Annotated in this window: 23 protein-coding genes and 1 riboswitch; of the genes, 13 read left to right on the top strand and 10 right to left on the bottom strand. The window is 74.6% G+C overall.

The genetic code is table 11. From position 1 onward, the window contains the following. Window positions 1-49: 49 nt before the first annotated feature. From QMQ26_RS22645 to QMQ26_RS22625, 5 genes are all read left to right on the top strand, one after another. Window positions 50-1,624 carry a glycoside hydrolase family 3 protein gene (locus QMQ26_RS22645; protein ID WP_100836413.1) on the top strand — a complete coding sequence of 525 codons (1,575 nt, stop codon included), beginning with the start codon at window positions 50-52 and terminating at the stop codon, window positions 1,622-1,624. Window positions 1,625-1,865: 241 nt separating this feature from the next. Next, entirely contained in the window at window positions 1,866-2,651 is a 786-nt protein-coding gene (locus tag QMQ26_RS22640; protein WP_100836414.1) for a GntR family transcriptional regulator, read from the top strand. Between the two features lie 177 nt (window positions 2,652-2,828). Next, window positions 2,829-3,134 (top strand): DUF3311 domain-containing protein, encoded by a 306-nt coding sequence (locus tag QMQ26_RS22635; RefSeq protein WP_318552012.1) that lies wholly within the window; start codon window positions 2,829-2,831, stop codon window positions 3,132-3,134. Between the two features lie 20 nt (window positions 3,135-3,154). Further along, the gene (mctP, locus tag QMQ26_RS22630) at window positions 3,155-4,750 is read left to right on the top strand and encodes a monocarboxylate uptake permease MctP (RefSeq protein ID WP_282206594.1); all 1,596 of its coding nucleotides are present in this window, start codon (window positions 3,155-3,157) and stop codon (window positions 4,748-4,750) included. Between the two features lie 166 nt (window positions 4,751-4,916). After that, window positions 4,917-5,675: a histidine phosphatase family protein gene (locus tag QMQ26_RS22625; RefSeq protein WP_282202511.1), complete on the top strand. Its 759-nt coding sequence runs from the start codon at window positions 4,917-4,919 to the stop codon at window positions 5,673-5,675. 624 nt (window positions 5,676-6,299) lie between these two features. Here the strand turns inward: QMQ26_RS22625 and QMQ26_RS22620 are convergent. Continuing rightward, complete coding sequence (locus QMQ26_RS22620; RefSeq protein WP_282202510.1) at window positions 6,300-7,286, bottom strand: helix-turn-helix domain-containing protein; 987 nt, start codon at window positions 7,284-7,286, stop codon at window positions 6,300-6,302. Window positions 7,287-7,555: 269 nt separating this feature from the next. Between QMQ26_RS22620 and QMQ26_RS22615 the strand changes: the two genes are divergently transcribed. The 3 genes from QMQ26_RS22615 to QMQ26_RS22605 all read left to right on the top strand — a co-directional run bounded on the left by QMQ26_RS22615 (window position 7,556) and on the right by QMQ26_RS22605 (window position 12,006). Beyond that, a complete protein-coding gene (locus tag QMQ26_RS22615) occupies window positions 7,556-8,050 on the top strand; it encodes a GNAT family N-acetyltransferase (protein ID WP_282202509.1) in 495 nt (164 codons plus the stop codon). A gap of 228 nt (window positions 8,051-8,278) precedes the next feature. After that, window positions 8,279-8,405, top strand: a riboswitch (cobalamin riboswitch). A 170-nt stretch (window positions 8,406-8,575) separates the two neighbouring features. Then, on the top strand, window positions 8,576-10,990 hold the full coding sequence (locus tag QMQ26_RS22610; RefSeq protein ID WP_282202508.1) for a ribonucleoside-diphosphate reductase subunit alpha: 2,415 nt from the start codon (window positions 8,576-8,578) through the stop codon (window positions 10,988-10,990). Between the two features lie 20 nt (window positions 10,991-11,010). After that, complete coding sequence (locus tag QMQ26_RS22605; RefSeq protein ID WP_100838506.1) at window positions 11,011-12,006, top strand: ribonucleotide-diphosphate reductase subunit beta; 996 nt, start codon at window positions 11,011-11,013, stop codon at window positions 12,004-12,006. A 71-nt stretch (window positions 12,007-12,077) separates the two neighbouring features. Here the strand turns inward: QMQ26_RS22605 and def are convergent, their stop codons facing one another. From def to QMQ26_RS22565, 8 genes are all read right to left on the bottom strand, one after another. Next, a complete protein-coding gene (gene def, locus QMQ26_RS22600) occupies window positions 12,078-12,716 on the bottom strand; it encodes a peptide deformylase (protein WP_100836419.1) in 639 nt (212 codons plus the stop codon). A gap of 103 nt (window positions 12,717-12,819) precedes the next feature. Continuing rightward, window positions 12,820-13,803 (bottom strand): tetratricopeptide repeat protein, encoded by a 984-nt coding sequence (locus QMQ26_RS22595; protein WP_100836420.1) that lies wholly within the window; start codon window positions 13,801-13,803, stop codon window positions 12,820-12,822. A gap of 107 nt (window positions 13,804-13,910) precedes the next feature. Beyond that, complete coding sequence (locus tag QMQ26_RS22590; protein WP_282202507.1) at window positions 13,911-15,245, bottom strand: HD-GYP domain-containing protein; 1,335 nt, start codon at window positions 15,243-15,245, stop codon at window positions 13,911-13,913. Further along, a complete protein-coding gene (locus QMQ26_RS22585; protein ID WP_282202506.1) occupies window positions 15,242-16,612 on the bottom strand; it encodes an HD-GYP domain-containing protein in 1,371 nt (456 codons plus the stop codon). Before QMQ26_RS22585 ends, QMQ26_RS22590 begins: the two co-directional genes overlap by 4 nt. 213 nt (window positions 16,613-16,825) lie before the next feature. Continuing rightward, entirely contained in the window at window positions 16,826-17,188 is a 363-nt protein-coding gene (gene rsrA, locus QMQ26_RS22580) for a mycothiol system anti-sigma-R factor (RefSeq protein ID WP_100836423.1), read from the bottom strand. Beyond that, entirely contained in the window at window positions 17,185-17,835 is a 651-nt protein-coding gene (locus tag QMQ26_RS22575; protein ID WP_404814195.1) for a sigma-70 family RNA polymerase sigma factor, read from the bottom strand. Before QMQ26_RS22575 ends, rsrA begins: the two co-directional genes overlap by 4 nt. Window positions 17,836-18,313: 478 nt before the next feature. Then, window positions 18,314-18,961 (bottom strand): alpha/beta hydrolase family protein, encoded by a 648-nt coding sequence (locus tag QMQ26_RS22570; protein WP_100836425.1) that lies wholly within the window; start codon window positions 18,959-18,961, stop codon window positions 18,314-18,316. Between the two features lie 33 nt (window positions 18,962-18,994). Then, window positions 18,995-19,732: an SOS response-associated peptidase gene (locus QMQ26_RS22565; protein WP_282202504.1), complete on the bottom strand. Its 738-nt coding sequence runs from the start codon at window positions 19,730-19,732 to the stop codon at window positions 18,995-18,997. Between the two features lie 134 nt (window positions 19,733-19,866). Between QMQ26_RS22565 and QMQ26_RS22560 the strand changes: the two genes are divergently transcribed. From QMQ26_RS22560 to hisN, 5 genes are all read left to right on the top strand, one after another. Beyond that, window positions 19,867-20,574 carry a M50 family metallopeptidase gene (locus QMQ26_RS22560; protein WP_282202503.1) on the top strand — a complete coding sequence of 236 codons (708 nt, stop codon included), beginning with the start codon at window positions 19,867-19,869 and terminating at the stop codon, window positions 20,572-20,574. 27 nt (window positions 20,575-20,601) lie between these two features. Further along, window positions 20,602-21,921, top strand: a complete 1,320-nt coding sequence (aroA, locus tag QMQ26_RS22555) for a 3-phosphoshikimate 1-carboxyvinyltransferase (RefSeq protein WP_100836428.1) — start codon at window positions 20,602-20,604, stop codon at window positions 21,919-21,921. A 15-nt stretch (window positions 21,922-21,936) separates the two neighbouring features. Further along, entirely contained in the window at window positions 21,937-22,992 is a 1,056-nt protein-coding gene (rsgA, locus tag QMQ26_RS22550; RefSeq protein WP_100836429.1) for a ribosome small subunit-dependent GTPase A, read from the top strand. A gap of 89 nt (window positions 22,993-23,081) precedes the next feature. Further along, the gene (locus QMQ26_RS22545) at window positions 23,082-23,405 is read left to right on the top strand and encodes a DMT family transporter (RefSeq protein ID WP_100836430.1); all 324 of its coding nucleotides are present in this window, start codon (window positions 23,082-23,084) and stop codon (window positions 23,403-23,405) included. 19 nt (window positions 23,406-23,424) lie between these two features. Beyond that, window positions 23,425-24,222, top strand: coding sequence for a histidinol-phosphatase (hisN, locus tag QMQ26_RS22540; RefSeq protein ID WP_100836431.1), 798 nt, complete (start codon window positions 23,425-23,427; stop codon window positions 24,220-24,222). 108 nt (window positions 24,223-24,330) lie between these two features. On the opposite strand, the gene QMQ26_RS22535 is transcribed toward hisN, so the two are convergent. Further along, entirely contained in the window at window positions 24,331-26,247 is a 1,917-nt protein-coding gene (locus QMQ26_RS22535) for a tetratricopeptide repeat protein (protein ID WP_282202502.1), read from the bottom strand. Between the last annotated feature and the right edge of the window lie 156 nt (window positions 26,248-26,403).

Genomic DNA, 26,403 nt, shown 5'->3' with positions numbered 1-26,403 from the left:
ACCCCACTGCACCTGTCACACCTCCACCTCCAGGGAAGGAACCAAGGCGATGCCCGGTACGGAAAGCGCCGATCTCCTCCGCGACGCCGGAGCGGTCCTGCAGCCCGGCTTCGCCGGTCTGACCGCGCCCGAGTGGCTGCGCCGCAGACTGGGCGACGGCGAACTCGGCGGCGTCGCCCTGTTCGGCCGCAACATCCGCACCCCGCAGCAGGTCGCCGCGCTCACCTCGGAGCTGTACGCCCTCAACGGCGAGCTGCTGGTCGCCACCGACGAGGAGGGCGGCGACGTCACCCGCCTCGAAGTGGTCAGCGGTTCCTCCTACCCCGGCAACCTGGCGCTCGGTGAGGTCGACGACACCGACCTCACCGAGCGGGTCGCCCGCTCCATCGGGTTCGACCTGGCCGGCGTCGGCGTGAACCTCAACTACGCGCCCGACGCGGACGTCAACTCCAACCCGGACAACCCGGTGATCGGCGTCCGGTCCTTCGGCGGCGACGGCGAGCTGGCCGCCCGGCACACCGCCGCCTACGTCCGCGGCCTGCAGTCGGCCGGCGTCGCGGCCTGCGCCAAGCACTTCCCGGGCCACGGCGACACCGCCGGCGACTCGCACCTCGGGCTGCCCCGGATCGACCTGGCCGCCGACCAGTTCGCCGCGCACCTGCTGCCCTTCCGCGCCGCCATCGCGGCCGGCGCGAAGAGCATCATGACCGCGCACATCCTGTTCGACGCCTACGACGCCCAGCTGCCCGCGACCATGTCGCAGCGCATCCTGACCGGCCTGCTCCGCGAGGAGCTCGGCTTCGACGGGCTGATCGTCACCGACGGCATCGAGATGGGCGCCATCTCCGGCACCCACGGCGTCGCGGCCGGCTCGGTGCGGGCCGTCGCGGCCGGTGCCGACACCATCTGCGTCGGCGGCGGCCTCCAGGACGAGGACGCCTTCGTCTACCTGCGCGACGCCCTGGTCTGGGCGGTCCGCGAGGGCCGGCTGTCCGCCGAACGGCTGCACGAGGCCGCCGAGCGCAACCGGGCCGTCGCCCGCTGGTCGGCCGAGCTGCGGGCCTCGCTGGTCGGCCAGCAGGCCGAGGTCGGCGTCGGTCTGACCGCCGCCCGCCGGGCGCTGCGGATCACCGGCGGGCTGCGCCCGCTGGGCGGCGTCCCGCACGTGGTGGAGTTCTCCCCCGGCGCGAACATCGCGGCCGGCGACGAGACCCCGTGGGGCGTGGCCGGGCCGCTGGCCGAGCTGGTGCCCGGCACCACCTCCAGCCGGGTCTCCCCGCCCGCGACGGTGACCGAGGGCTCCGGCCTGCTGCACGTCGCGGTGGCCGCCGACGACGCCGAGATCGACACCGCCCCGCTGCTGGGCGCCGCGGTCGGCCGCCCGCTGGTGCTGGTGGTGCGCGACGTGCACCGGCACGGCTGGATGCGCCGGGCCGCGCTGGCCCTGGTCGAGCACCGGCCGGACGCGGTGGTGGTGGAGATCGGCACCGCCCACGGCGTGGCCGAGCTGTTCGCCCCGCGCGGGGTGACCACGCTGGCCACCTACGGCGGCTCGCGGGTCTGCGCGATCGCCGCGGCGGAGGCGCTGGCGGGGCTCGCGGTGACGGCCGTCCAGGCCGGCTGAGACACTCGGGACGGGCCCGGGGCGGGCGCCTGGCGCCCGTTCCGGGCCCGTCGCGTTGACCGGGGCCGTCCGGAGCCCCCGGAAGGCCCGCGGGGCCGCCACCGGGCCGCCACGGGCCCGCCACCGGCCGCGAATGCGGCCGAGGGCTCACGTTTGCTCTCCCGTGCGTGCAAACATGTGCTGTTACATAGGACTTAGGGGTCCGTTAAGGGACCGCCTCCAACGAGGAGTGAGAGCTGCCATGAGTGGCGACAGGGACACGGCGGCGCTCGCCGAGGGCTCCACCGTGCCGACCCAGACCGGCCCTGCCACCGCCACGGCCCGGGTCCCCAAGTACTACGGCCTCAAGCGGCACCTGCTGCAGCTGACCGAGACCCAGCCGGCCGGGACGCCGGTCCCGCCGGAGCGCGCGCTGGCCGCCCAGTTCGACACCTCGCGCACCACCGTCCGGCAGGCCCTGCAGGAGCTGGTCGTCGAGGGCCGGCTGGAGCGCATCCAGGGCAAGGGCACCTTCGTCGCCAAGCCGAAGGTCGCCCAGGCCCTCCAGCTCACCTCGTACACCGAGGACATGCGCGCCCAGGGCCTGGAGCCGACCTCCCGGCTGGTCGAGGTCGCCTACATCTCCGCCGACGAGCGGCTCGCCCCGCTGCTGGACATCAAGCCCGGCGGCCGGGTGCTGCGGATCGAGCGCCTGCGGCTGGCCAACGGCGACCCGATGGCCATCGAGGTGGCGCACCTGTCCGCCAAGCGCTTCCCCGCGCTCCGGCGCAACCTGGCCAAGCACAACTCGCTGTACACCGCGCTGCGCGAGGTCTACGGGGTGACGGTCGCGGAGGCCGAGGAGACCATCGAGACCACCCTGGCCAACCCGCGCGAGGCCGGCCTGCTCGGCTCCGACCTGGGCCTGCCGATGCTGCAGCTGTCCCGGCACTCCTTCGACGCGGACGGCGCGCCGGTCGAGTGGGTGCGCTCGATCTACCGCGGCGACCGGTACAAGTTCATCACGCGGTTGAACCGGCCGGTGTGAGTCCGTGTGAACGGGCGTGTGAACGGGCGATCCGGGTTGACCGGGTAGTGACACGGGTCGCTCCGCTGCCCTAGCCTCTCGGGGACCTTTCGATCACCGAGGGTGCTGCTCGGCGGGCGCACAGCCATGTGCGTTGCGGTGCCACTGAGGTGACTCCTCGTCAGCCAGGAGCCGCTCGTGTCGTCGTCCCAAGTCCCTGCCGCGGGCGCACCGCCCGTGGTCTCCCCCGCCCGGGTGCTGGCCGGCCTGTGCCTGCTGGTGCCGATCGTGGTGGTGCTGTGGGTGCCGTCCTACAGCAAGACCTCTCCCGAACTCGGCGGAATGCCGTTCTTCTACTGGTACCAGCTGCTGTGGGTGCCGGTGTCGGCGCTGTTCACCGGCGCCGCGTACCTGCTGATCCGGCGGGACGAGGCGGCCCGCAAGGCCGTCCCCGCCGCCGTCCCGGTCCTGCCCGCCCAGCCGTCGGACGGGGGCCGGTCGTGAAGCACGTCGACTGGACCGCGATGACGGTCTTCCTGCTGTTCTTCGCCGCGGTGACGGTGATGGGCTTCCTGGCCTCCCGCTGGCGGCGCGCCGCGGACGCCGCGCACCTGCACGAGTGGGGGCTGGGCGGCCGGAGCTTCGGCACCTGGATCACCTGGTTCCTGCTGGGCGGCGACCTGTACACCGCGTACACGTTCATCGCGGTGCCGGCGGCGATCTACGCGGCCGGCGCCGCGGGCTTCTTCGCGGTGCCGTACACGATCATCGCGTACCCTCTGGTGTTCCTGTTCCTGCCCCGGCTGTGGTCGGTGTCGCGGGTGCACGGGTACGTGACGCCGGCGGACTTCGTGCGCGGCCGGTACGGCTCGCGCGGGCTGTCGGTGGCGGTGGCGCTGACCGGCATCCTGGCGACCATGCCGTACGTGGCGCTGCAGCTGGTCGGCATCCAGGCGGTACTGGACGTGCTGGGCGTGGGCGGCAGCGGCAACTGGTTCCTGAAGGACCTGCCGCTGTTCATCGCGTTCGGCGTGCTGGCCGCGTACACGTACTCCTCGGGCCTGCGGGCGCCGGCGCTGATCGCGTTCGTCAAGGACGCGCTGGTCTACATCGTGATCATCGTGGCGGTGGTCTACATCCCGATGCGGCTGGGCGGCTACGGGCACGTGTTCGACGCGGCGCAGCACAAGTTCGCCACGCTCGGGGCGAACGGGAAGCCGAGCGGGGCGCTGGTGGTCGGCCCGTCGGGGCAGTGGGCGTACGCGACGCTGGCGTTCGGTTCGGCGCTGGCGCTGTTCATGTACCCGCACTCGGTGACCGGCGTGCTGGCCTCGAAGTCGCGCAACACGGTGCGCCGGAACATGGCGATCATGCCGGCGTACTCGCTGATGCTGGGCCTGCTGGCGCTGCTGGGCTTCCTGGCGATCGCGGCCGGGGTGGGCAAGGGTGTGAAGGGCTACAACAGCCAGCTGGCGGTGCCGCAGCTGTTCGCGGACATGTTCCCGTCCTGGTTCACCGGGGTGGCGTTCGCGGCGATCGGGATCGGCGCGCTGGTGCCGGCGGCGATCATGTCGATCGCGGCGGCGAACCTGTTCACCCGGAACGTCTACAAGGAGTTCCTGAAGCCGGACGCGACGCCGGCCGAGGAGACCCGGGTGGCGAAGATCGCCTCGCTGCTGGTGAAGGTCGGCGCGCTGGTGTTCGTGCTGCTGATGGACAAGCAGGTGGCGATCAACTTCCAGCTGCTGGGCGGCCTGTGGATCCTGCAGACCGCGGTGGCGCTGGTGGCGGGCCTGTTCACCCGGTGGTTCCACCGCTGGGCGCTGCTGGCGGGCTGGGCGGTCGGCATGGTGTACGGCACCTGGCTGGCCTGGGGGATCTCCTCCCCGGCCACCAAGCACTTCGGCGGCAGCAGCTCGAACATCCCGGGGATCGGGCAGACCGGCTACATCGGTCTGACCGCGTTCGTGCTGAACCTGGCGGTGGCCGTGGTCCTGACGCTGGTGCTGCGGGCCCTGAAGGCCCCGGAGGGGGCCGACGAGACCTCGAAGGCGGACTATTCCGCGGAGTCCGGCGACGAGGCCGTGGAGCGTGCTCCACAGCCCGCGGTGGCGCACTGACGCACCGGGGGCGCGCATAGCCGCGCCATGCGCCCTGTGGTCGCGCCGTTGCCCCGATCGACACTGGGGTGACGGCGCGACCATCTGTTATGACCGCCCGCTCCCTGGAGAGACCGGGGGAGACGGGTCCACTCGCCCGCGCCACCGACCACGGGGAGCCACCGCCATGACCGACCTCACCACGGTACGCAACGGGCACCGTCCGGAGGCGCAGCAGCCGGACCCCGGACCGAGACTGCCCTCGCTCCTGATCGCCACCCGGCACGGCGAGTCCACCGCCAACGTGGAGTTCCGGCACGCGGACGCCAGCGGCGCGCTCGCCGTCCCGATCACCTGCCGGGACGCCGACATCCCGCTCTCCCTGCACGGCCAGGACCAGGCCCGCGACCTGGGCCGCTGGTGGGCCGAACTGCCGCCCGCCGACCGGCCGCGCTCGGTGTGGTGCTCCCCGTACGTGCGCACCGCCGAGACCGCCCGGATCGCGCTGGCCCAGGCGTCCGGGCTGGGAGCCGTCCAGGTGGGGCTGGCGGTGCGCCACGACGAGCGGCTGCGGGACCGCGAGCTTGGCGTGCTGGAGATGCTCACCAAGGCCGCGATCGAACGCGACCACCCCGCGGAGGCGGCCCGGCGGCGGCGGATGGGCGAGCTGTACTACCGCCCGCCGGGCGGCGAGTCCTGGCTGGACGTGGCCCTGCGGGTCCGCGACCTGCTGCGCGACCTGTGCGCGGAGGAGGCCGGCCGGCCGGTGCTGGTGGTGGCGCACGACTGCACGGTCCTGATGCTGCGCCACGTCCTGGACCGGCCGACCGAGCGGGAGCTGCTGGCCCTGCCCCCGGTGGCGAACTGCTCGACCAGCACGTGGCGGTCCCACGAGGGACGGCTGCGCCCGACCGGCTGGAACCGCACCGACCACCTCTCGACCTGACCGCAGCCCCACGCCGGCACCCCGGGCCCGGACGCCCTGCTGCCGCAGCCCGGCGGCACGGAAACCCGACCCCCGGCCCGGCCCCCGCCACGGGGCCGCGAGCGCCTGCGGCTCGTCCCGGACGGGCGACTCCCGGCAGGGGCACCCCGGGCCCGGACGCCCTGCTGCCGCAGCCCGGCGGCACGGAAACCCGACCCCCGACCTGGCCCCCGCCACGGGGCCGCGAGCGCCTGCGGCTCGTCCCGGACGGGCGACTCCCGGCAGGGGCACCCCGGGCCCGGACGCCCTGCTGCCGCAGCCCGGCGGCACGGAAACCCGACCCCCGACCTGGCCCCCGCCACGGGGCCGCGAGCGCCTGCGGCTCGTCCCGGACGGGCGACTCCCGGCAGGGGCACCCCGGGCCCGGACGCCCTGCTGCCGCAGCCCGGCGTCCGCGGCCCGGTCCCTCGTTCCAGCCCTTCGTTCCAGCCCTTCGTTCCAGCCCTTCGTTCCAGCCCTCGTTCCGGCCCTCGTTCCAGCCCTTCGTTCCAGCCCTCGTTCCAGCCCTCGTTCCGGCCCTCGTTCCAGCCCTTGGTTCCAGCCCTTGGTTCCAGCCCTCGTCCCCGCTCCCCCGCCGTGCCCCGGTCAGGCGTCCTGGTACTGCGGCCCGGCGGCGCGGCGCGGGCCGCCGAAGGCTCGGCGGTAGGCCTGCGGGGTGGTGTCGAGGCGGCGGCCGAAGTGGTGTCGCAGGGTGGCGGCGTTGCCGAAGCCGCAGCGGGTGGCGATGGCGTCCACGCTCTCGCCGGTGGACTCCAGCAGGTGCTGCGCGAGCAGCACCCGCTGGCCGGTCAGCCAGCGGTGCGGGGTGGTGCCGGTCTCCTCCCGGAAGCGGCGGGCGAAGGTGCGCGGCGACATGTGGGCGAGCCGGGCGAGCTGGTCGACGCCGGTCTCCCGGTCGAGGTGGCGGCGCATCCACTCCAGCACCCCGGCCAGCGACTCGCCGCCGCCCTCGGGCACCGGCCGGTTGATGAACTGGGCCTGGCCGCCGTCCCGGTGCGGGGCGACCACCATCCGGCGGGCGATCGCCCGGGCCACCTCGGCGCCCTGCACCTTGCGGACCAGGTGCAGGCAGGCGTCGATGCCCGCGGCGGTGCCGGCCGAGGTGATCACCGGGTGGTCGTCCACGTACAGCACGCCGGGTTCGACGGTGGTCAGCGGGAAGCGCTCGGCCATCAGGTCGGCGTAGCGCCAGTGGGTGGTGCAGCGGCGGCCGTCGAGCAGGCCGGCCGCGCCGAGCAGGAAGCTGCCGGAGCAGATCGACAGCAGGTGGGCGCCGCGGTCGTGGGCGGCCCGCAGCGCCGCGCAGACCTCCTCGGGGTAGTGCGCGCGGATGCCGGTGGCGGTGGCGATCACCAGGTCGGCCCCGGCGATCCGCTCGGGGCCGTGCGGGACGTCGACGGTGAAGCCGGAGTGGGTGCGCATCGGGCCGGGGCGGTCGCCGACCAGGGCGAAGTCGTAGACCGGCAGGCCGCTCTCGCTCCGGTCCAGGCCGAACACCTCGCAGGCCACCCCCAGTTCGAAGGGGTGGACCTCCTCCAGCACCACGACGGCGACGTTCTCCAGCTTCCGCATCCGGCCAGCATGGCAGTGGCAGGATTTCGTGGCAATGGTGCGTTCCTGCCACTCGTCCGGCCCCGGCCGGGCGCGGACAGTGGAGGCATGACCACCGCACTCGCCCTGCTGGGCCTCCTCGGCAGTTTCGGACTCCTCGGCGTCCTGGTCGGCCGCGACCTGGACCGCAACGGCCGGCACGGCCGCGACGACGTGCACCGGCCGGGCGGCTACCCGTTCGACCCGGACCTGGCCGACCCGCGCCGGCGGCCGTCCGGCACACTGTCCGGATGCGCTCCCCGACCGTCCGCCGCGCCCTCGACCGCGACCTCGCCGGAGCCGGGGAGGTCAGCGTCGAAGCCTTCGTCGGCGACGGCCACACCCGCCCCGACTCCCCGTACGCCGAACTCCTCCGCGACGCCGCCCGCCGCAACCGGGAGGCCGAGCTCCTGGTCGCCGTCGACGACGGCGGGGCGGTGCTCGGCTGCGTGACCTTCGCGCCCGGCGGCACCGCGTGGGCGGACGTCGCGCACCCCGACGAGGGCGAGATCCGGATGCTCGCGGTCGGCGCGGCGGCCCGCGGGCGCGGCGTCGGCCGGGCCCTGGTGCGGGCCTCGATCGCGCGCAGCCGGGAACTGCGACTGGCCGGGATGGCGTTCTCCACCCGGCCGACGATGACCGCCGCGCACCGGATCTACGACGCCCTGGGCTTCGTCCGCAGCCCCGCGCGGGACTGGTCGGCGGCGCCCGGCACGGACCTGTGGGTCTACACGACGCGGTTCTGAGGGCGGGCCCCGAGCCGGGCCCCGAAGCCGTCCGCAGGCCGTCCGCGGGCGGGTTCACGAGCGGGCCCACGGGCAGTCAGTGGGCGGTTCGCGGACGGTTCGTGGGCGGTCGGCGGACGGTTCGTGGGCGGCCGGCGGACGGTTCGCGGACGGTTTCGTTGTCTACGCGCGGCACCGCCGACGCGACACGCGCTACTACATCTGGTGCTTCCAGTTCCAGCCACCACAACATGTATGCTCACTCTCGCTGTCGACGCAGGGGAATCCGGTGCGAATCCGGGACTGCCCCGCAACGGTGAGCGGGTTGCTGCGACGCCCGCGCAGTCCGAGGACCTGCCGACGGTGTGCGACACGGCATCCCCGCAGACGCCATGCAGCACAGCTTTTCCGTCCGGTCTCGCGGGCGGACCGGGGGTGGTCTTCGCGCGCCGGAACGCGTTCTCGTTCCTTCGTGCCGCCCTCCCCTGGCCGCGTGCGGTGCCGGACGACCCGAGCCACGTCCGCCGCCACAGGAGAGAGTGCGCCTTGACCGTCGCCGCCTCAGTCACCCTGCCGTCCCAGGTATCCGCCGACGCCTTCACCGATCCCGGTGCGGCGCTGCTCCGGCTGCTCACCGACCGCAGCACCGACCTCCCCCAGGTGGACCCCGGCCACGTCGCCGCCGCCGCGCTGCGCGGCCGCCACGCCGGCTCGGACTTCGCCGAGCTGCGCGGGCTGGCCGTGGAGGCCGCCGCGTCGATGATCGCCGAGGACCCGCAGTACTCGAAGCTGGCCGCCCGCCTGCTGGCGCTGGAGATCCGCGACGAGGCCGCCACCCAGGGCGTCACCTCGTTCTCCTCCTCGGTGGCCGCGGGCCACGCCGAGGGCCTGATCGGCGATGCCACCGCCGCGTTCGTGGCCGAGCACGCCGGCCTGTTCGACTCGCTGATCGACGAGGCGGGCGACGACCGCTTCGAGTACTTCGGCCTGCGCACCGTGCAGTCCCGCTACCTGCTGCGCCACCCGATCACCCGCAAGGTGGTCGAGACCCCGCAGCACTTCCTGCTGCGGGTGGCGGCGGGCCTGGCGGTCGGCACCACCGAGGAGTCGGTGCGCGAGGTCGCCGAGCTGTACACCCTGATGAGCCGGCTGGAGTACCTGACCAGCTCGCCGACGCTGTTCAACTCCGGCACCCGGCACCCGCAGATGTCCTCCTGCTACCTGCTGGACTCGCCGCTGGACAACCTGGACTCGATCTACAACCGGTACGCGCAGATCGCCCGGCTCTCCAAGCACGCCGGCGGCATCGGCCTGTCCTACTCGCGCATCCGCTCCCGCGGCTCGCTGATCCGCGGCACCAACGGCCAGTCGAACGGCATCGTGCCGTTCCTGCGCACCCTGGACTCCTCCGTGGCGGCGGTCAACCAGGGCGGCCGGCGCAAGGGCGCGGCCTGCGTGTACCTGGAGACCTGGCACGCCGACATCGAGGAGTTCCTGGAACTCCGCGACAACACCGGCGAGGAGGCCCGGCGCACCCACAACCTGAACCTGGCGCACTGGATTCCGGACGAGTTCATGCGCCGGGTCAACGCCAACGCCCACTGGTCGCTGTTCTCCCCGGCCGACGTACCGGAGCTGGTCGACCTGTGGGGCGCCGAGTTCGACGAGGCGTACGTCAAGGCCGAGCTGGCCGGCAAGGCCGTGCGCACCATCCCCGCGCAGACCCTGTACGCCCGGATGATGCGCACCCTGGCGCAGACCGGCAACGGCTGGATGACCTTCAAGGACGCCTCCAACCGGGCCGCCAACCAGACCGCGCTGCCCGGCCGCACGGTGCACTCCTCGAACCTGTGCACCGAGATCCTGGAGGTCACCGACGACTCCGAGACCGCGGTCTGCAACCTCGGCTCGGTCAACCTGGGCGCGCACGTCGCCCCCGGCGCCACCGCCGCCGACCTGCTGAACGCGATGGACTGGGACCGGCTGGACGCCACCGTCCGCACCGCGGTGACCTTCCTCGACCGCGTGATCGACATCAACTTCTACCCGACCACCGAGGCCGGCACCTCCAACTCCCGCTGGCGGCCGGTCGGCCTGGGCGTGATGGGCCTGCAGGACGTCTTCTTCCAGCTGCGGATCGACTTCGACTCCGCCGAGGCGAAGACCCTCTCCACCCTGATCTCCGAGCGCATCATGCTCACCGCGTACGAGCGCTCCGCCGACCTGGCCGAGAAGTTCGGCCGCCACGAGGCGTACGGCGAGACCCGGGCCGCCCGCGGCCAGCTGCACGTCGACCACTTCGGCTCGGCGAACCCGCGGTGGACCGAGCGCTGGGAGGCGCTGCGCGCCCGGATCGCCGAGGTCGGCCTGCGCAACTCGCTGCTGCTGGCGATCGCCCCGACCGCGACCATCGCGTCCATCGCCGGCGTGTACGAGTGCATCGAGCCGCAGGTCTCCAACCTGTTCAAGCGCGAGACGCTGTCCGGCGAGTTCCTCCAGGTCAACCCGTACCTGGTGCGCGAGCTCAAGGAGCTGGGCGTCTGGGACCAGCAGACCCGGGACGCGCTGCGCGACGCCAACGGCTCCATCCAGGAGTTCAACTGGCTGCCGCAGGAGGTCCGTTCGCTGTACCGCACGGCGTGGGAGCTGCCGCAGCGCGCGCTGATCGACCTGGCCGCCGCCCGCCAGCCGTACATCGACCAGAGCCAGTCGCTGAACCTGTTCATGGCCGCGCCGACCATCGGCAAGCTCTCCTCGATGTACTCCTACGCCTGGAAGGTCGGTCTGAAGACCACCTACTACCTGCGCTCGCGCCCGGCGACCCGGATCGCCCAGGCCGCGTCCGGCGCCACCCGCACCGCCGCCCCCGTGCCGGTGCAGACCCCCACCCTCTCCCAGGCCGAGCAGGACGCCATCGCCTGCTCGCTGGAGAACCCCGAGTCCTGCGAGGCCTGCCAGTGAGCACCGAAGACCAGAAGAAGATGCTGCTCGACCCGGGCTTCGAGCTGACGCTGCGTCCGATGCGCTACCCGTCGTTCTACGACCGGTACCGGGACGCGATCAAGAACACCTGGACCGTGGAGGAGGTGGACCTGCACTCCGACGTCGCCGACCTCGCCAAGCTCTCCGAGGGCGAGCGGCACATGATCGGCCGGCTGGTCGCGTTCTTCGCCACCGGCGACTCGATCGTCGCCAACAACGTGGTGCTGAGCCTCTACAAGCACATCAACTCCCCCGAGGCCCGGCTCTACCTGTCGCGGCAGCTGTTCGAGGAGGCCGTGCACGTCCAGTTCTACCTGACGCTGCTCGACACCTACCTGCCCGACCCGGAGGACCGCAACGCCGCCTTCGCCGCGGTGGAGAACATCCCCTCCATCGCGCAGAAGGCCCAGTTCTGCTTCACGTACATGAACGCGGTCGACCACCTCGACTCGCTGCAGAGCAAGGAGGACCGCCGGGCCTTCCTGCTCAACCTGATCTGCTTCGCGGCCTGCGTCGAGGGCCTGTTCTTCTACGGCGCGTTCGCCTACGTGTACTGGTTCCGCAGCCGCGGCCTGCTGCACGGCCTGGCCACCGGCACCAACTGGGTCTTCCGCGACGAGTCGATGCACATGGACTTCGCGTTCTCGGTGGTCGACACCGTGCGCGAGGAGGAGCCCGACCTCTTCGACGACAAGATGGCGCAGCAGGTCACCGAGATGCTGGAGGAGGCCGTCGAGGCCGAGCTCCAGTTCGCCCGCGACCTGTGCGGCGAGGGCCTGCCCGGCATGAACACCGAGTCGATGCGCGAGTACCTCCAGGCCGTCGCCGACCAGCGCCTGGCCCGCCTCGGCCTGCCGATCCGCTACGGCTCCACCAACCCGTTCGGCTTCATGGAGCTCCAGAACGTCCAGGAGCTCACCAACTTCTTCGAACGCCGGGTCTCCGCCTACCAGGTGGCCGTCGAGGGCTCGGTCTCCTTCGACGACGACTTCTAGGCCGCCCCGCCACCGACGACGAGGGCCGCACCCCGGCGGGGTGCGGCCCTCCGCGCGTGCCCGCCGCGGCGTCAGTCGTTCGGGACGGTGGCGTACTTGGGGGTGCCCTCGGCCATCTGCCGCAGCGCGTCCTTGCGGTCGCGCTTGGAGAGGCGGTCGATGTACAGGTAGCCGTACAGGTGGTCGGTCTCGTGCTGGAGGCAGCGGGCGAAGAAGCCGGTGCCCTCGACCCGGACCGGGTTGCCGTCCTTGTCCTGGCCGGTGACGGCCGCGTGGTCGGGGCGGGCCAGCTCCTGGTAGGCGGTGGGGACGGACAGGCAGCCCTCCTGGCCGTCGTCCAGCACCCGGCGGCCGGCCGGCAGCTCCTCCAGGACCGGGTTGACCACGTGGCCGACGTGCCGGACGCCCTCGTCGTCGGGGCAGTCGTAGACGAAGACCTTCAGGTCGACGCCGATCTGGTTGGCGGCCAGGCCGACGCCCTCCGCCGCGTACATGGACTGGAACATGTCGTCGATCAGCGCGGAGAGTTCGCCGTCGAAGGCGGTGACGGTCCTGACCTCGCGGTGCAGCACCGGGTTGCCGACCACGGTGATCGGACGGGCGGTGCCCTTCGTCAGGTCGGGCTCCTCGCCCACCACCCGCTGGGGCTCGGTGTCCTCGTGCGCGTGGTCGTGTCCGTGCTCGTGCTCGTGGTCGTGGTGCTCGGCCATCGCTCGGTTCCGCTTTCGTCCGCATCCGCCTGGTGTACCGGTCCAGGGTACGGGGCGCGGTCCGGGGCGGGGTCACCTCCCGGCCCCTCGGGACGCGGCGGGGTCAGCAGACCTCTTCGAGGTCCCGGTAGGCGCGGGTGACGGGGGAGGCGGCGGCCCAGCGCTCCAGCAGGGAGCGGACCAGGCCGGCGGGCGCGGCGATCCCGCACTCGCGCTCGACCTGCCAGGGGCCGCCGGCCGCGCCCTGGCTGAGGTGGCTGAGGTGGCCGGGGTGCAGCGGGTCGCCGTCGTCGTGCGGGTCGTGGTGGGCGGTGTGGCCGTCGTCGATGGCCATCCGGGACTCCGAGCAGGTGCGGCACAGCAGCCGCACCGAGGAGGTCCAGTCCTCGGCGGCGTACCCGGCGTCGGCCACCGTCTTCTCCAGCGCGTCCCGGTCGGCGGCGGTGGCGGCCTGGAGCAGCACCACCCAGGTCGGCACCGGGGACGGCGCCCACAGCTCGATCTCGTCGAAGACCGGGTAGGCGACGCCGTCGGCGACCCGCTCGCCGTGCGGGGCGCCGTCGTGCAGCACCACCTCGCCCCAGCGGCGGCCGGAGGACGGCAGCGGGATGGACAGCACCTCGATCCGGGCCGGGTCCAGCCGCCGGCCCCACACCACCTCGGACTCGCCGTCCGGGGACAGCCGCACCGGGGTGGTGCCCAGGTCCAGCTCGATCGGCCCGTCCAGGGCGGGCCCGCCGGGCAGCCGCAGCCCGTACGCCTGCCAGGCCCGGCGGGCCAGCGGCCAGTCCTGCAGGGCGGTGGCGGTGATGCCGAGGTTCCACCAGTCCGGGGCGCCGTGCTGGCGGTCGAGCAGGGCGACGGCGCGCAGGCCGGCCGAGCGGGCCTGCTCCCAGTCCCGGCGGAACTTGTGCAGCAGGGCCAGGTTGAACCAGGAGTCCGACAGCCACGGCTCCAGGTCCGCCGCCATCACCAGCAGCGCCCCGGCGTCCTCGTAGCGGCCGTCGCCGATCAGGGTGAACGCACGGTCGGTGGTCTGCCGCCAGGTCGCCGACGGACGGTGCCGTGCGCGGTGGAAGATCCTCACGTTGGTCCCTTGCCGTCGGTCGTCACCGGGTCGCCCCGCCTCCGGGTCTTCCCGCCACGACCGCATCCAACCACGCCCGCACCCGGCCGCGCGCCCCGCGCGGCCATTCAGGCCGCCGGGCGGCAGCGGCGGTCCGGACCGCGGGCGGCGCGGTGGCCGCGGCGGCCGAGCCGGGCCAGCGCGTCCAGCACCACCGGGTCGTAGCCGGGCCCGGCTTCCAGCCGCAGGTGCTCCAGCGGGTCGAGCAGGCCGCCGCGGGGGCGGTCGGCGGCGGCGGTGCGCAGGTCGTCGTGGGCGTTGGCGACCCGGATGATCCGGGAGGCCAGCGGCAGGGTGGGGTCGTGCCGGCCGTCGGCCAGGCGGCACGGGTCGGCCAGCCGGGCGACCTGCTGCCACACCTGCCGGGGCACTCCGGTGCGCTGGATCACCTCGCTGCCGAGCCGGGCGATGCGCTGCTGCTCGCCGTCGGGCAGCAGCGCGGTGGCCCCGCCCGGGACGGGTTCGACCAGCGACAGCTGCCCGATGTCGTGCATCAGCGCGGCGTACTCCAGCAGCGTCAGCTCCCGGCTGCCGAGCCCGAGTTCGCGCCCCAGCGCGCACGCCGTGTCGGCGACCCGGCGGGCGTGCCCCGGGGTGGTGTACCCGGCGATCTCGGTGGCCCGGGCCAGCGTCTCGATGGTCTGCCCGGTGGTGGCCCGCACCGCGACGGCCCGCCGGAACGAGGTCTGGGCGAGGATCAGCGGCAGGCAGAACACCGGCAGCGCCCACAGCCCGGCCTCCCCGGCGAGCAGGCTCAGCAGCAGCCCGGTGGCGACCTGCGCGGAGCCGATGCCGAGCAGCGCGTGCAGCTGGTCCTCCAGCGCGGCGGCGTACCGCAGCCCGGTGCGGGCGGCCTGCTGGGCGGCGGCCAGCACCGCGTCGCCGAGCGCGGCCAGCGCGGCCACGCCCGCCAGCAGCGCCCCGTACGCGGGGCCGGGCAGCCGGTCGGTGAGGCCGGTGTTGTACAGCGGCTGGAACAGCAGCGCGGCGAACGCGACGGTGACCAGCCGGCGGGCGGCGGCGTCCAGCCCGGCGGGCGGGGTGCGCGGCCGGTGCCGGGCGGCGGCCAGCACGGCCTGCCCGCCGAGCTGGGCGCCAAGCCCAAGCAGGGTGCCGGCCGCGGTGACGCCCGCGACCTGGAGCACCCCGTGCGTGGTGGGCAGCCCGTGCAGCGGCCCGAGCAGCGCGTACGCCAGGGCGACGGCGGTGGCGACGGGCGCGGGTTCGCGGTCGCCGGGCAGGGCGGGCCCGGCGCACTGGCCGAGGCCGATCAGCACCGCGAAGGCCAGCGCGACCCGGCCCTGGGCGACGCCGTCGGCCAGCGCGTGCAGCACGGCGGCGGCGGCGAGCGCGGCGGAGGCGGCGAGCAGCAGGTCGGCCGGGGCCGGGCGGCGGGTGGTCACGCCGCTCCCCCGGTCGGCAGGCCGGTGCCGGACTGCTGCGGCAGCCGGGCCGGCTCGGGCACGCCGAGCGGGATGTCCGGCACCTCGCCGTCCCAGCCGCCGGGCGGTGGCGGTTCGGGCTGCCAGCCGTGCTCGGCGACGGCCTCGACCAGCGCCGAGACCATCATCGGGTCGAACTGGCTGCCGGCGCACCGCTCCAGTTCGGCGACCGCCTCCGGGACGGGACGGCCGCGCCGGTAGGAGCGGGTGGAGGTCATCGAGTCGAAGGCGTCGGCGACCGAGATGATCCGGGCGAACTCGGGAATCCGGTCCCCGGTCAGCCCGTGCGGGTAGCCGCGGCCGTCCATCCGCTCGTGGTGGTGCAGGATGCCGTCGCGGCCCTCGCCGAGGAAGTCCAGCTGCCGCACCAGCTCGTGCCCGAACACCGGGTGCACCTCGACGGCGCGCCGCTCGGCGTCGGTCAGCGGCCCGTTGCGGCGCAGCAGCTCGGTGGCGACGGCGAGCTTGCCGACGTCGTGCAGCGTCCCGGCGAAGTGCAGGGTGCGCACCCGGTCCTCGGCCAGGCCGAGCTGGCGGGCGATCAGCACCGAGGCCCGGCCGACCCGTTCGCTGTGGCCGCGGGTGTAGGAGTCCTTGATCTCCACGGCCTGCACCAGGGCCTGCACGGTGGCCCGGTGCGCGGCCCGCTCGCGGTGGCCCTGCGCGGACAGCCAGGCGGTGATGGTCAGCGGCAGCAGCCCGAGCACCGCGGCGAACGCCCCGTACGGGCCCTGCCAGAGCACCGCGATCATCAGCCCGCCCGCGCCGTGCAGCAGCGCGGCGGGGGCGGCCCGGCGCAGCGCGCGGGCCGCGCCGGGGCTGGCCGAGCCGCAGGTCAGCCGGACCATGCCGGTCACCAGCACGCCGTTGACCAGGCAGAACGTCAGGATTGCGGCCAGCGCGCCGAGCGCGGCCCCGGGGAAGCGGGTGCCGAGCAGCAGCCGGGCCCCGCCGAGCAGCCGGAACACCTCGGCGGCGGCAGCGGCGGCCAGGGCCAGCTGGGCGGCGTTCCACACCCGGCGCAGGGCGCGCGGCGGGACGGCGGGCCCGAGCAGCGCCCCGGGCAGGGCGACCAGGGCGGCGGCAGCGGGCGGCAGCATCAGCACGCCCGCGAACAGCACCGGGAAGAAGCCGCTGCCCCGCGGGTCGGCCGGGGCCTCGTCGGCGGGGCGGCCGCGCAGTCGGCGCCAGAGCCGGGCGCACGGGGTGCGGGCGCCCTGCGCCAGCGACTCCAGGCACATGTGCAGCAGGGCGAGCAGGCCGATCCGGGGCCAGTCCAGCCCGGGGCCGACGGTGGCCAGCGGCAGCAGCACCGCGGACGCGGCCACCAGGACGGCGGCCAGGTAGCCCGCGGCCGGCCCCGGCAGGGCGGCGGCGCTCCGCTGGCGTTCGCTTCCGCTGGCGATCTCGGCCTCCCCCGCCCGTACCGGGCCCTCCGACGTGAGGACTCGTCAGAGAATAGGGCCCGCCCGCGCGGACGTGGCGCACGATCGCGCATCGCCGCAGCCGGAGCAGCGTCGGCTCACCCGATCGAGTGAGCGCTACTCGGCGGTCGCCACCGCCGAGCCGTGCCCGGCCGTCCCGTCGACCGTCACCTCGACGCTCACCGAGGACACCTCGATCACCGAGGTGTCCACCTCTCCCGAGCGCTGGGTGCGGATCGAGTCGATCCGGGCCAGCACCTTGGCCCGCAGGTCGGTCGGGGTGTCGTCGCACCCGCAGGAGCGCTTGATCAGCGCCTTGATCGCCTGCTCCAGGCCGTACTTCTCCAAGCACGGCGAGCACTCGTCGAAGTGCACCCGCAGCTTGGCGCAGTCGCCCTCGGCCATCTCGTTGTCGAGGAACTCGTAGAGGTGGTCGAGCACCTCACCGCACTCGGTCTCGTGCGGATCTCCGCAGCTCATGAGCCCGCGCCCTTCGCTTCCTGCCCTGCACCGGTACCGGCCGGGACCAGCCCCCGCTCGCGGGCGTAGTCCTCCAGCATGCCGCGCAACTGGCGGCGGCCACGGTGCAGTCGGGACATCACCGTACCGATGGGTGTACCCATGATGTCCGCGATCTCCTTGTACGCAAAGCCCTCGACGTCCGCGAGGTACACCGCGATCCGGAATTCCTCCGGGATGGCCTGGAGCGCGTCCTTCACGTCGCTGTCCGGCAGGTGGTCGAGCGCCTGCGCCTCGGCCGACCGCAGGCCGGTCGACATGTGCGACTCGGCGCGCGCCAGCTGCCAGTCCTCGATCTCCTCGGCCGCGGTGCGCTGGGGTTCGCGCTGCTTCTTGCGGTACGAGTTGATGAACGTGTTGGTGAGGATGCGGTACAGCCAGGCCTTGAGGTTGGTGCCCTCGCGGAACTGGTGGAACGACGCGTACGCCTTGGCGAACGCCTCCTGGAGCAGGTCCTCCGCGTCGGCGGGGTTGCGGGTCATCCGCAGCGCCGCCGAGTACATCGGGTCCAGGTAGCCGAGCGCGTCGCGCTCGAAGCGCTCGCGCCTGGCCTCCTCGCTCTCGTTCTCGGACACCCGGAAGGTGTCCTCGCCGATCGCCTCGGCCAGTTCGTCGCCGGTGAGCTGTTCGCCCTCCGGACGGCCCTGGTCGGCGCCGGCAGCGCCCGACACGGCCGCGTCATCGGTCCCGACGACTGGACCCACCTCCTCGGAAACCCGCACACGGCCCACCTCGGGCCGACCCGCAAGCGAGGATATCGGGCTGACCGGCTTCTCGCCCGCGACAACCCACTCCGACCAGTCCGGCAGGAGCGCAGACTGCGCAGCCCGCTCTTCCGGCCGCTCGCGGCACGCGATCGAACCCATGGACGCTGCCTTTCCACCGGGGGCATGTTCTGACGCCTCGTGCAACCCCGTCCGCCACCCGGGCATTCCCGGACGGCACAACTCGCTGCCGGAGCCGTGGCCTTGCCGACCCGCTCCGGCCGCCCCGCGCCGCGCTCCTCCCTCCGGCGGGGCGCGGTATGAGAGCGGTCACACCGCCCGCTCCGCCCGCCGGGGGTCCGGAGGCGGCGGGCGGCGGGGTTCAGGGCTGCCGGAGCCAGTCGGCGGCCGTGCGGGTGATCAGTTCCAGGGCCTCGTCCTGGGTCAGCGGGGCCTTCTTCGGGGTCCTGAAGGCGTGTGAGGCGTGCGGGACCCCGGTAAGGCGGTGGGTGGCGGGCAGGGCGGGGAACTCGTCCGGGGTGCCGAAGGTGTCGGCGCCGCCCTGGAGGACCAGGGTGGGCAGGCCGGTGGTGAGCAGTTCGTCCGCCCGGCTCCGCTCCGGCCGGCCGGGCGGGTGCAGCGGGAAGGCCAGCGCGAGGACGCCCGCCGCGCCGAGCGCGGCGGAGGTCCGGCAGGCGACCCGGGCGCCGGCGCTGCGGCCGCCCGCGTACACCGGCAGGCCCTCCTCGGCCGCGGCGGCGAACTGCGCGGGCCAGCCCGCGTCGAGCGCGGCCGGGGCGGGGGCGAGCTTGCGGCCGGCCACCCGCCAGGGCTGTTCGGCCAGCACCACGGTGACGCCGGCGGCCGGCAGCGCGGCCGCGAGGGCCCGCAGGTCGGGGGCCTCGACGCCGCCGCCCGCGCCGTGGCCGAGCAGCAGCACGGCGCGCGGTCGGGCGGCGCGGTGGTAGTGGAGCCTGGCGTCCCCGGCGGGGGTGTCGATGATGCGCTGCACGGCCCCGAGCGTACCCATCCGCTCCCCCGCCCCTCCTCGGGCGCGGGCGGCTCAGAACAGCGTGGTGCGGTCGTCCTCGGTGCGCGGCCGGGTCAGGCCGGGGTGGTTGTTGCGGATCTTGCCGACCTCGTCGGGGACGGCGTGGATGCGCAGGTCGCCGGGCGGTGGCGGGGTGAGGTCGGCGGTCTCGGCGTGCGGGTCGAGCCAGGCGTTCCAGCGGTCGGGGCCGAGGTAGAGCGGCATCCGCTCGTGGACGGGGGCGAGCAGCGGTTCGGCGGCGGTGGTGACGATGGTGCAGGTGACCAGCCAGGCGTCGGGGTGGTCGCCGGGGCGTTCGCGGTCGCGCCAGAACTCGTACAGCCCGGCCAGGGCGAGCGGCGCGCCGTCGGCGCGGTGCACGAAGTAGGGGCGGCGGGGCGGGCGGGCGAGGTCGTCGGTGGGGGCGGTCTGCCACTCGTAGTAGCCGTCGACGGGTATCAGGCAGCGCCGGGAGGCGTACGCCTGCCGGTAGGCGGGCTTCTCGTGGACGGTCTCCGCCCGGGCGTTGATCATCTTGACCGCGGTGTCGGGGCTGCTCGCCCAGCCGGGCACCAGGCCCCAGCGCAGCGCGTGCAGTTGGCGCACCGGGTGGCGCCCGCCGCGCGGGGGCCGGTCGAGGACGGCGTAGGTCTTCGCGGTGGGGGCGACGTTCCAGCTGGGCGCGATCGTCTCGGTCGGGTCCCACTGCTGGACGCCGAACAGCCGGACCAGTTCGGCGGGGTCGGTGGAGGAGGCGAAGCGTCCGCACATGGCGTCCAGCTTGCCAGAGCGGGCCGGGCGGGCGGGGCCGTCCGGGAGAACCGGCGGCTACCGGGGACCCGTCCTCCCGTGGGAGGCTGCCCGCCCCGGGCAGGGGGAGCGACGGTGATCGGAGGCCGGCGGCGATGGACTTCGCGCGACTGTGGGACCGGGTGACGAGCGTGCAGCCGGACCCGCCGCCCTGGCTGGTGTGGGGCACGGCGGCGGTGGCGCTGCTGGCGGTGGCGGTGCGCCCGGTGTGGCTGTGGACCCGCACCGTGGTGACGATCGCGCACGAGGGCGGGCACGGGCTGACGGCGCTGCTGACCCGGCGTCGGCTGTCGGGCATCCGGCTGCACTCGGACACCTCGGGGCTGACGGTCTCCTCCGGGCGGCCGACCGGCCCGGGCATGGTGCTGACCGCCGCGGCGGGCTACCCGGCGCCCTCGCTGCTGGGCCTGGGCGGGGCGGCGCTGCTCGCGGCGGGGCGGATCACCGCGCTGCTGTGGATCGGCACCGCGCTGCTGGCGGCGATGCTGCCGGCGCTGCGCAACCTGTTCGGGGTGGCGGCGGTGCTGGCGACCGGCGGGGCGTTCGTCGCGGTGTCCTGGTACGGGACGGCCGAATGGCAGGGGGCGTTCGCCTACCTGGGGGTGTGGTTCCTGCTGCTGGCGGGGGTGCGTCCGATGCTGGAGCTGTGGGCGGCCCGGCGGCGGCGCGGCGGCGCGCCCGGCTCGGACGCCGACCAGTTGGCGCGGCTGACGGGCGTGCCGGGGGCGCTGTGGCTGCTGGCGTTCCTGGCGGTGGCGCTGGGCTGCCTGGGGCTCGGGGCGGCCTGGCTGCTGCCCCGGTAGGAGCGCCGCGCCTCATAGACTGGCGCCATGACCGACTCCCTCTGGCCCGCCCCCGTCGCCACCGCCGCCGTGGACGCGGCCGTGACCATCCCCGGCTCGAAGTCCGCGACCAACCGCGCGCTGGTGCTGGCCGCCCTCGCCGACGGCCCGGGCTGGGTGCGCCGCCCGCTGCGCAGCCGCGACTCGCAGCTGATGGCGGACGGCCTGCGGGCGCTGGGCGTGACGGTCGAGGAGACGGTGAACGCGGCGTCCGGCGGCACCGGCGGCGGCGAGGCCTGGCGGGTGATCCCGGCCGAGCGGCTGCGCGGCCCGGCCCGGGTGGACGTGGGCAACGCCGGGACGGTGATGCGCTTCCTGCCGCCGCTGGCCACCCTGGCGGACGGCCCGGTGCACTTCGACGGCGACCCGCGCAGCCACGAACGCCCGCAGCACGGCGTGATCGACGCGCTGCGCGCGCTGGGCGCCCGGATCGAGGACGGCGGCCGCGGCGGCTTCCCGCTGACCGTGCACGGCGCGGGCGCGCTGGACGGCGGGGCGGTGGAGGTGGACGCCTCGTCCTCCTCGCAGTTCATCTCGGCGCTGCTGCTCTCCGGCGCCCGGTTCAACAACGGCGTGGAGATCCGCAACACCGGCGGGACGGTGCCCTCGCTGCCGCACATCCGGATGACCGTGGACATGATCCGCAAGGCCGGCGGCCAGGTCGACGCGCCGGAGGACGGCGGCGAGAAGGACGTCTGGCGGGTCACCCCGGGCGCGTTGATCGGCCGCGACCTGGTGGTCGAGCCGGACCTGTCGAACGCGGCCCCGTTCTTCGCGGCGGCGCTGGCCACCGGCGGCCGGGTGACCGTCCGGGACTGGCCCCGGCACACCTACCAGCCGGGCGACCAGCTGCGCGAGATCTACACCGCGATGGGCGGGAGCTGTCAGTTCACCGACGACGGGCTGGAGTTCACCGGCACCGGCAAGATCCACGGGATCGAGGTCGACCTGCACGACGTGGGCGAGCTGACCCCGGTGATCGCCGCGGTGGCGGCGCTGGCCGACTCCGAGTCGCACCTGTACGGCATCTCCCACCTGCGGCTGCACGAGACCGACCGGCTGGCCGCGCTGGCCAAGGAGATCAACGGGCTGGGCGGCGACGTCTCGGAGACCGAGGACGGCCTGCGGATCAGGCCCCGCCCGCTGCACGGCGGCGTCTTCCACACCTACGAGGACCACCGGCTGGCCACCGCCGCCGCCGTCCTGGGCCTGGCCGTCGAGGGCGTGCTGGTGGAGAACGTGGCGACCACGGCCAAGACGCTGCCGGACTTCCCGCAGATGTGGGCCGACCTCCTCGGCCAGGGCTGACGGGGGATCACGAGCATGCGCCGCTACGGCAAGGACGCCGACGAGGACGACATCCGCAGCCGCCCGGGCCGCCGGGGCTCCCGCCCCCGCACCCGCACCCGGCCCAAGCACGAGGACGCCGCCGAGGCGATGATCCTCACCGTGGACCGGGGCCGGATGACCTGCCTGGTCGACGGCGGCACGAGGGACGAGCGCCTGGTCACCGCCATGAAGGCCCGCGAGCTGGGCCGCAAGGGCGTCGTGGTCGGCGACACCGTCAGCGTGGTCGGCGACCTGTCCGGCGAGCCGGACACGCTGGCCCGGATCGTCCGGGTCGAGGAGCGCAGCTCGGTGCTGCGCCGCACCGCGGACGACGACGACCCGTACGAGCGGATCGTGGTCGCCAACGCCCAGCAGATGGCCATCGTCACCGCGCTGGCCAACCCGGAGCCGCGCCCCCGGCTGATCGACCGCTGCCTGGTCGCCGCGTACGACGCCGGGATGGAGCCGCTGCTGGTGCTCACCAAGTCGGACCTGGCCCCGGCCGACGAGCTGCTGGAGTCGTACGCGCCGCTGGGCATCGACTACGTGGTGACCCGGGCCGACGAGTTGGAGACGGCCGGCGCGGAGGCGGTGCGCGCGCACCTGCGCGGGCGCACCACGGTGTTCATCGGGCACTCCGGCGTCGGCAAGACCACCCTGGTCAACGCGCTCGTCCCGGAGCGGCAGCGCAGCACCGGCCACGTCAACGCGGTCACCGGCCGGGGCCGGCACACCACCGTCTCCGCGCTGGCCCTGCGGCTGCCCCCGCCGCCCGGCGCCAAGCCGGGCTCGAAGAAGGCGCTGGACCCGGGCTGGGTGATCGACACCCCCGGCTTCCGCTCCTTCGGCCTGTCCCACGTCGACCCGTCCCGGGTCATCCTCGCCTTCCCCGACCTGGAGCCCGGCACCGCCGACTGCCCGCGCGCCTGCTCGCACGACGAACCGGACTGCGCGCTGGACGCCTGGGTCGCCGACGGCCACGCCGACCCGGCCCGGCTGTACTCGCTGCGCCGGCTGCTGGCCACCCGCGAGGCGCCGGAAGCGGAGTGAGAATTCCCGGCGATCACGAGTCGCTGGGGCCGCTGCGCTGGGTAACGATAGGAAGGTCACACCTTCCCACCTGACAGGGAGTCAACCCGATGGCATGGGCCATGGTGATCCTCGCCGGTCTGCTGGAAACGGGATTCGCGGTCAACCTCAAGCTCAGCCACGGCTTCACCAGGCTCTGGCCCACCATCAGCTTCGCGCTCTTCGCGCTGGGCTCCTTCGGGCTGCTCACCCTCTCCCTGCGGACCCTCCCGGTCGGCAGCGCCTACGCGGTGTGGACCGGCATCGGCGCGGCCGGCACCGCGGTGTACGGGATGGTCTTCCTCGGGGAGTCCTCCTCCGTCCTCAAACTGGTGTCCATCTCCCTGGTCATCGCGGGCGTGATCGGTCTCCAGCTCAGCGGCTCGGGACACTGAGTCCGCTAGGGTGCCGTGCATGGCCGACTACCACGATGACCTCCGACTCGCCCACGTCCTCGCCGACTCGGCCGACTCGATCACCATGGAGCGGTTCCGGGCGCTCGACCTGAAGATCGAGACCAAGCCCGACCTGACCCCGGTCAGCGACGCCGACAAGGCCGCCGAGGAACTCGTCCGCTCCGTCCTGCAGCGGGCCCGCCCCCGGGACGCGGTGCTGGGCGAGGAGTACGGCCTGCAGGGCTCCGGCCCGCGCCGCTGGGTGATCGACCCGATCGACGGCACCAAGAACTACGTCCGCGGCGTCCCGGTCTGGGCCACCCTGGTGGCCCTGCTGGAGGAGCAGCCCGACGGCGAGCACGTCCCGGTGGTCGGCATCGTCTCCGCCCCCGCGCTCGGCCGCCGCTGGTGGGCCGCCAAGGACCTGGGCGCGTTCGCCGGCCGCAGCCTGGCCAAGGCCCAGCGCATCCACGTCTCCAAGGTCTCCCGCCTCGCCGACGCCTCGCTCTCCTTCTCCTCGCTCAGCGGCTGGGAGGAGCGCGCCCGCCTCGACGCCTTCCTCGACCTCACCCGGATCTGCTGGCGCACCCGTGCCTTCGGCGACTTCTGGTCCTACATGATGGTCGCCGAGGGTGCCGTCGACATCGCCGCCGAACCCGAGCTCTCGCTCTGGGACATGGCCGCCCCCTGCGTCATCGTCCAGGAGGCCGGCGGCCGCTTCACCGGCCTCGACGGCATCGACGGCCCCACCGGCGCGGACGCGGTCGCCACCAACGGCGTCCTCCACGAGGCAGTGCTGCGCTCGCTGAGCGTGTGAAACCAGGGCCGCGAGGAACTGCGCGGCCGACCGGGCACGCACCGTCAGAGCGCGGCGCGGGACAGCGTCCTGCCCGGTCCCGCGCCCCCGCCGAGGCCCGCTTCCCCGCTACGCGCTCAGTTCCGCGTTCAGCGCCCCCAGCAGCCGTCCCGCCCGCTCCGCGACCTCCGCCGGCCCGTACTCCGCCGCGCGGCGGCACCAGTTCTCGGCCTGGACCGCCTCGCCGCGCCGCAGCGCGAGCAGCGCCAGCCGCAGCGCGGCGCGGCCGTGGCCGGCGTCCGCGGCGCGGGTGTACCAGAGCATCGCCTCGGCCTCGCTGTCCTGCCGGGCCAGCAGCAGGCCGAGGTTGAACGCGGCGCTGCGGCTGCCGCCCTCGGCGGCGCGCCGGTACCAGCTCTCGGCGATCTGGAGCGCGCCGCGTTCGGCCGCGCGCACGCCCATCCGGACCTGGGCCCGGCGGTGTCCGGCGTCCGCGGCGACCGCGTACCAGTGCTCGGCCTCGGCGTCGGCGTCGCCGCGGCGGTCGAGCAGCGAGGCGAGCCGGAAGGCGCCCTCCGCGGAGCCGCCGTCGGCGGCCTGCCGGTAGCGTTCCAGCGCGCCGGCCAGGTTGCCGCGCTGCTCCTGGGCGACGGCGAGTTGCAGGGCGGCCTCGCCGTGGCCCTCGGCGGCGGCCCGGGCGTACCACTCCTGGGCCTGCCGGGTCTCGCCGCGGCCGGCGTGCAGGACGCCGAGGTTGAAGGCGCCGTCGACGGAGCCGGCCTCGGCGGCCTTGGAGAACCAGGGTTCGGCGCCGGACTCGTCGCCGCGCTGGAGCAGCACGACGGCGAGCGCGTTGCAGGCTTCGCGGTGGCCGGCGTACGCGGCGCGGCGGTACCACTGCTCGGCCTGGGCCTCGCGTCCGGCGCCGGCGCACAGCAGCCCCAGGTTGAAGGCGCCGTTGTGGTCGCCGGCGTCGAGCGCGGCGCGGTACCAGCGTTCGGCGACGGTGTTCTCGCCGCGGCCGGCGTGCAGCGCGCCGAGCGCGTTGGCGGCGGTGCCGTCGCCGGCCTCGGCGGCCTCCTGCCACCATTCGGCGGCGGCGGAGAGGTCGCCGGTGTCGCGGAGCAGGAAGCCGAGGGCGCAGGCGGCGCGGGCCTCGCCGTTCTGGGCGGACTGCCGGTACCAGCGGGCGGCCTCGTCGAGGTCGCCGCGGGCTTCGAGCAGGACGCCCAGGCGCAGCGCGGCGCGGGCGTGGCTGCGGGCGGCGGCGGTGCGGTACCAGGTCTCGGCGGTGTCCTTGTCGCCGGCGGCCTCGCGCATCCGGGCGAGGCGGTAGGCGGCCTCGCGGTGGCCGGAGTCGGCGGCGGCCTTGAACCAGCGCTCGGCGCGGACGTCGCGGCGGTGCTCCATCAGGTCGCCGAGGGCGTACGCGCCGAGCGGGTGGCCCTGTTCGGCGGCGAAGTGCAGCCAGTACTCGGCGGCCTCCTCCTCGCCCTGGTCGCGCAGTTGCAGGCCGAGGGCGTGGGCGGCGGGGGCGGAGCCGGCCACCGCGGCCTGGCGCCACCACTGGGCGGCCTCGGTGCGGTGGCCCTGCTGGTGGAGCAGGACGCCGAGGTTGTTGGCGGCGGCGCGCAGTCCGGCCGCGGCGGCGGCGCGCAGGTAGCGCTCGGCGTCGAGCAGGTCGCCGCGGCGCAGCAGGAGGGCGCCGAGCTGGCTGGCGGCGCCCGGGTCGCCGGCGTCGGCGGAGCCGCGGTGGCGGGCTTCGAGGGCGGCCTGTTCGCGGGCGGCGAGGGCGGTCTCGAAGCTGTCGGCGGTGTCGTCGTCGGGGTCGATCAGGTCGCGGACGGAGGCGGCGGCGACCTGGTCGGCGGTCAGGTGGACCAGGCTCTCGGGGCCGTAGCCGGTCACGTCGATGCCGCCCGCGGTGCCGCGCTGGGCGGGCAGGCTGCCGGTGGACTGGTCGGTGGGGCGGGCACCGGTGTCGGTGTCCGCGGTGCTGCCGGCCGCCAGTCGTTCCCCCGTCCCGCTGTTGCCGATGAGCTTCATGCCGACTCCCGCTCCCCCCGAGTGTCGCGGCATCCGCCCCGGGCCGTCGGCCCGGGTCGTCTCCCCCGGGGGGCACACCGGACCGGACGGCCGGTCAACGGCCGCGCCGCGTCCCCCTCGTGGTCCATCGTCGCATCACCCGCACACCGCGTACAC

The organism is Kitasatospora fiedleri (assembly GCF_948472415.1).
Lineage (GTDB): Bacteria > Actinomycetota > Actinomycetes > Streptomycetales > Streptomycetaceae > Kitasatospora > Kitasatospora fiedleri.
This window is presented reverse-complemented; position numbering and strand designations above follow the sequence as displayed.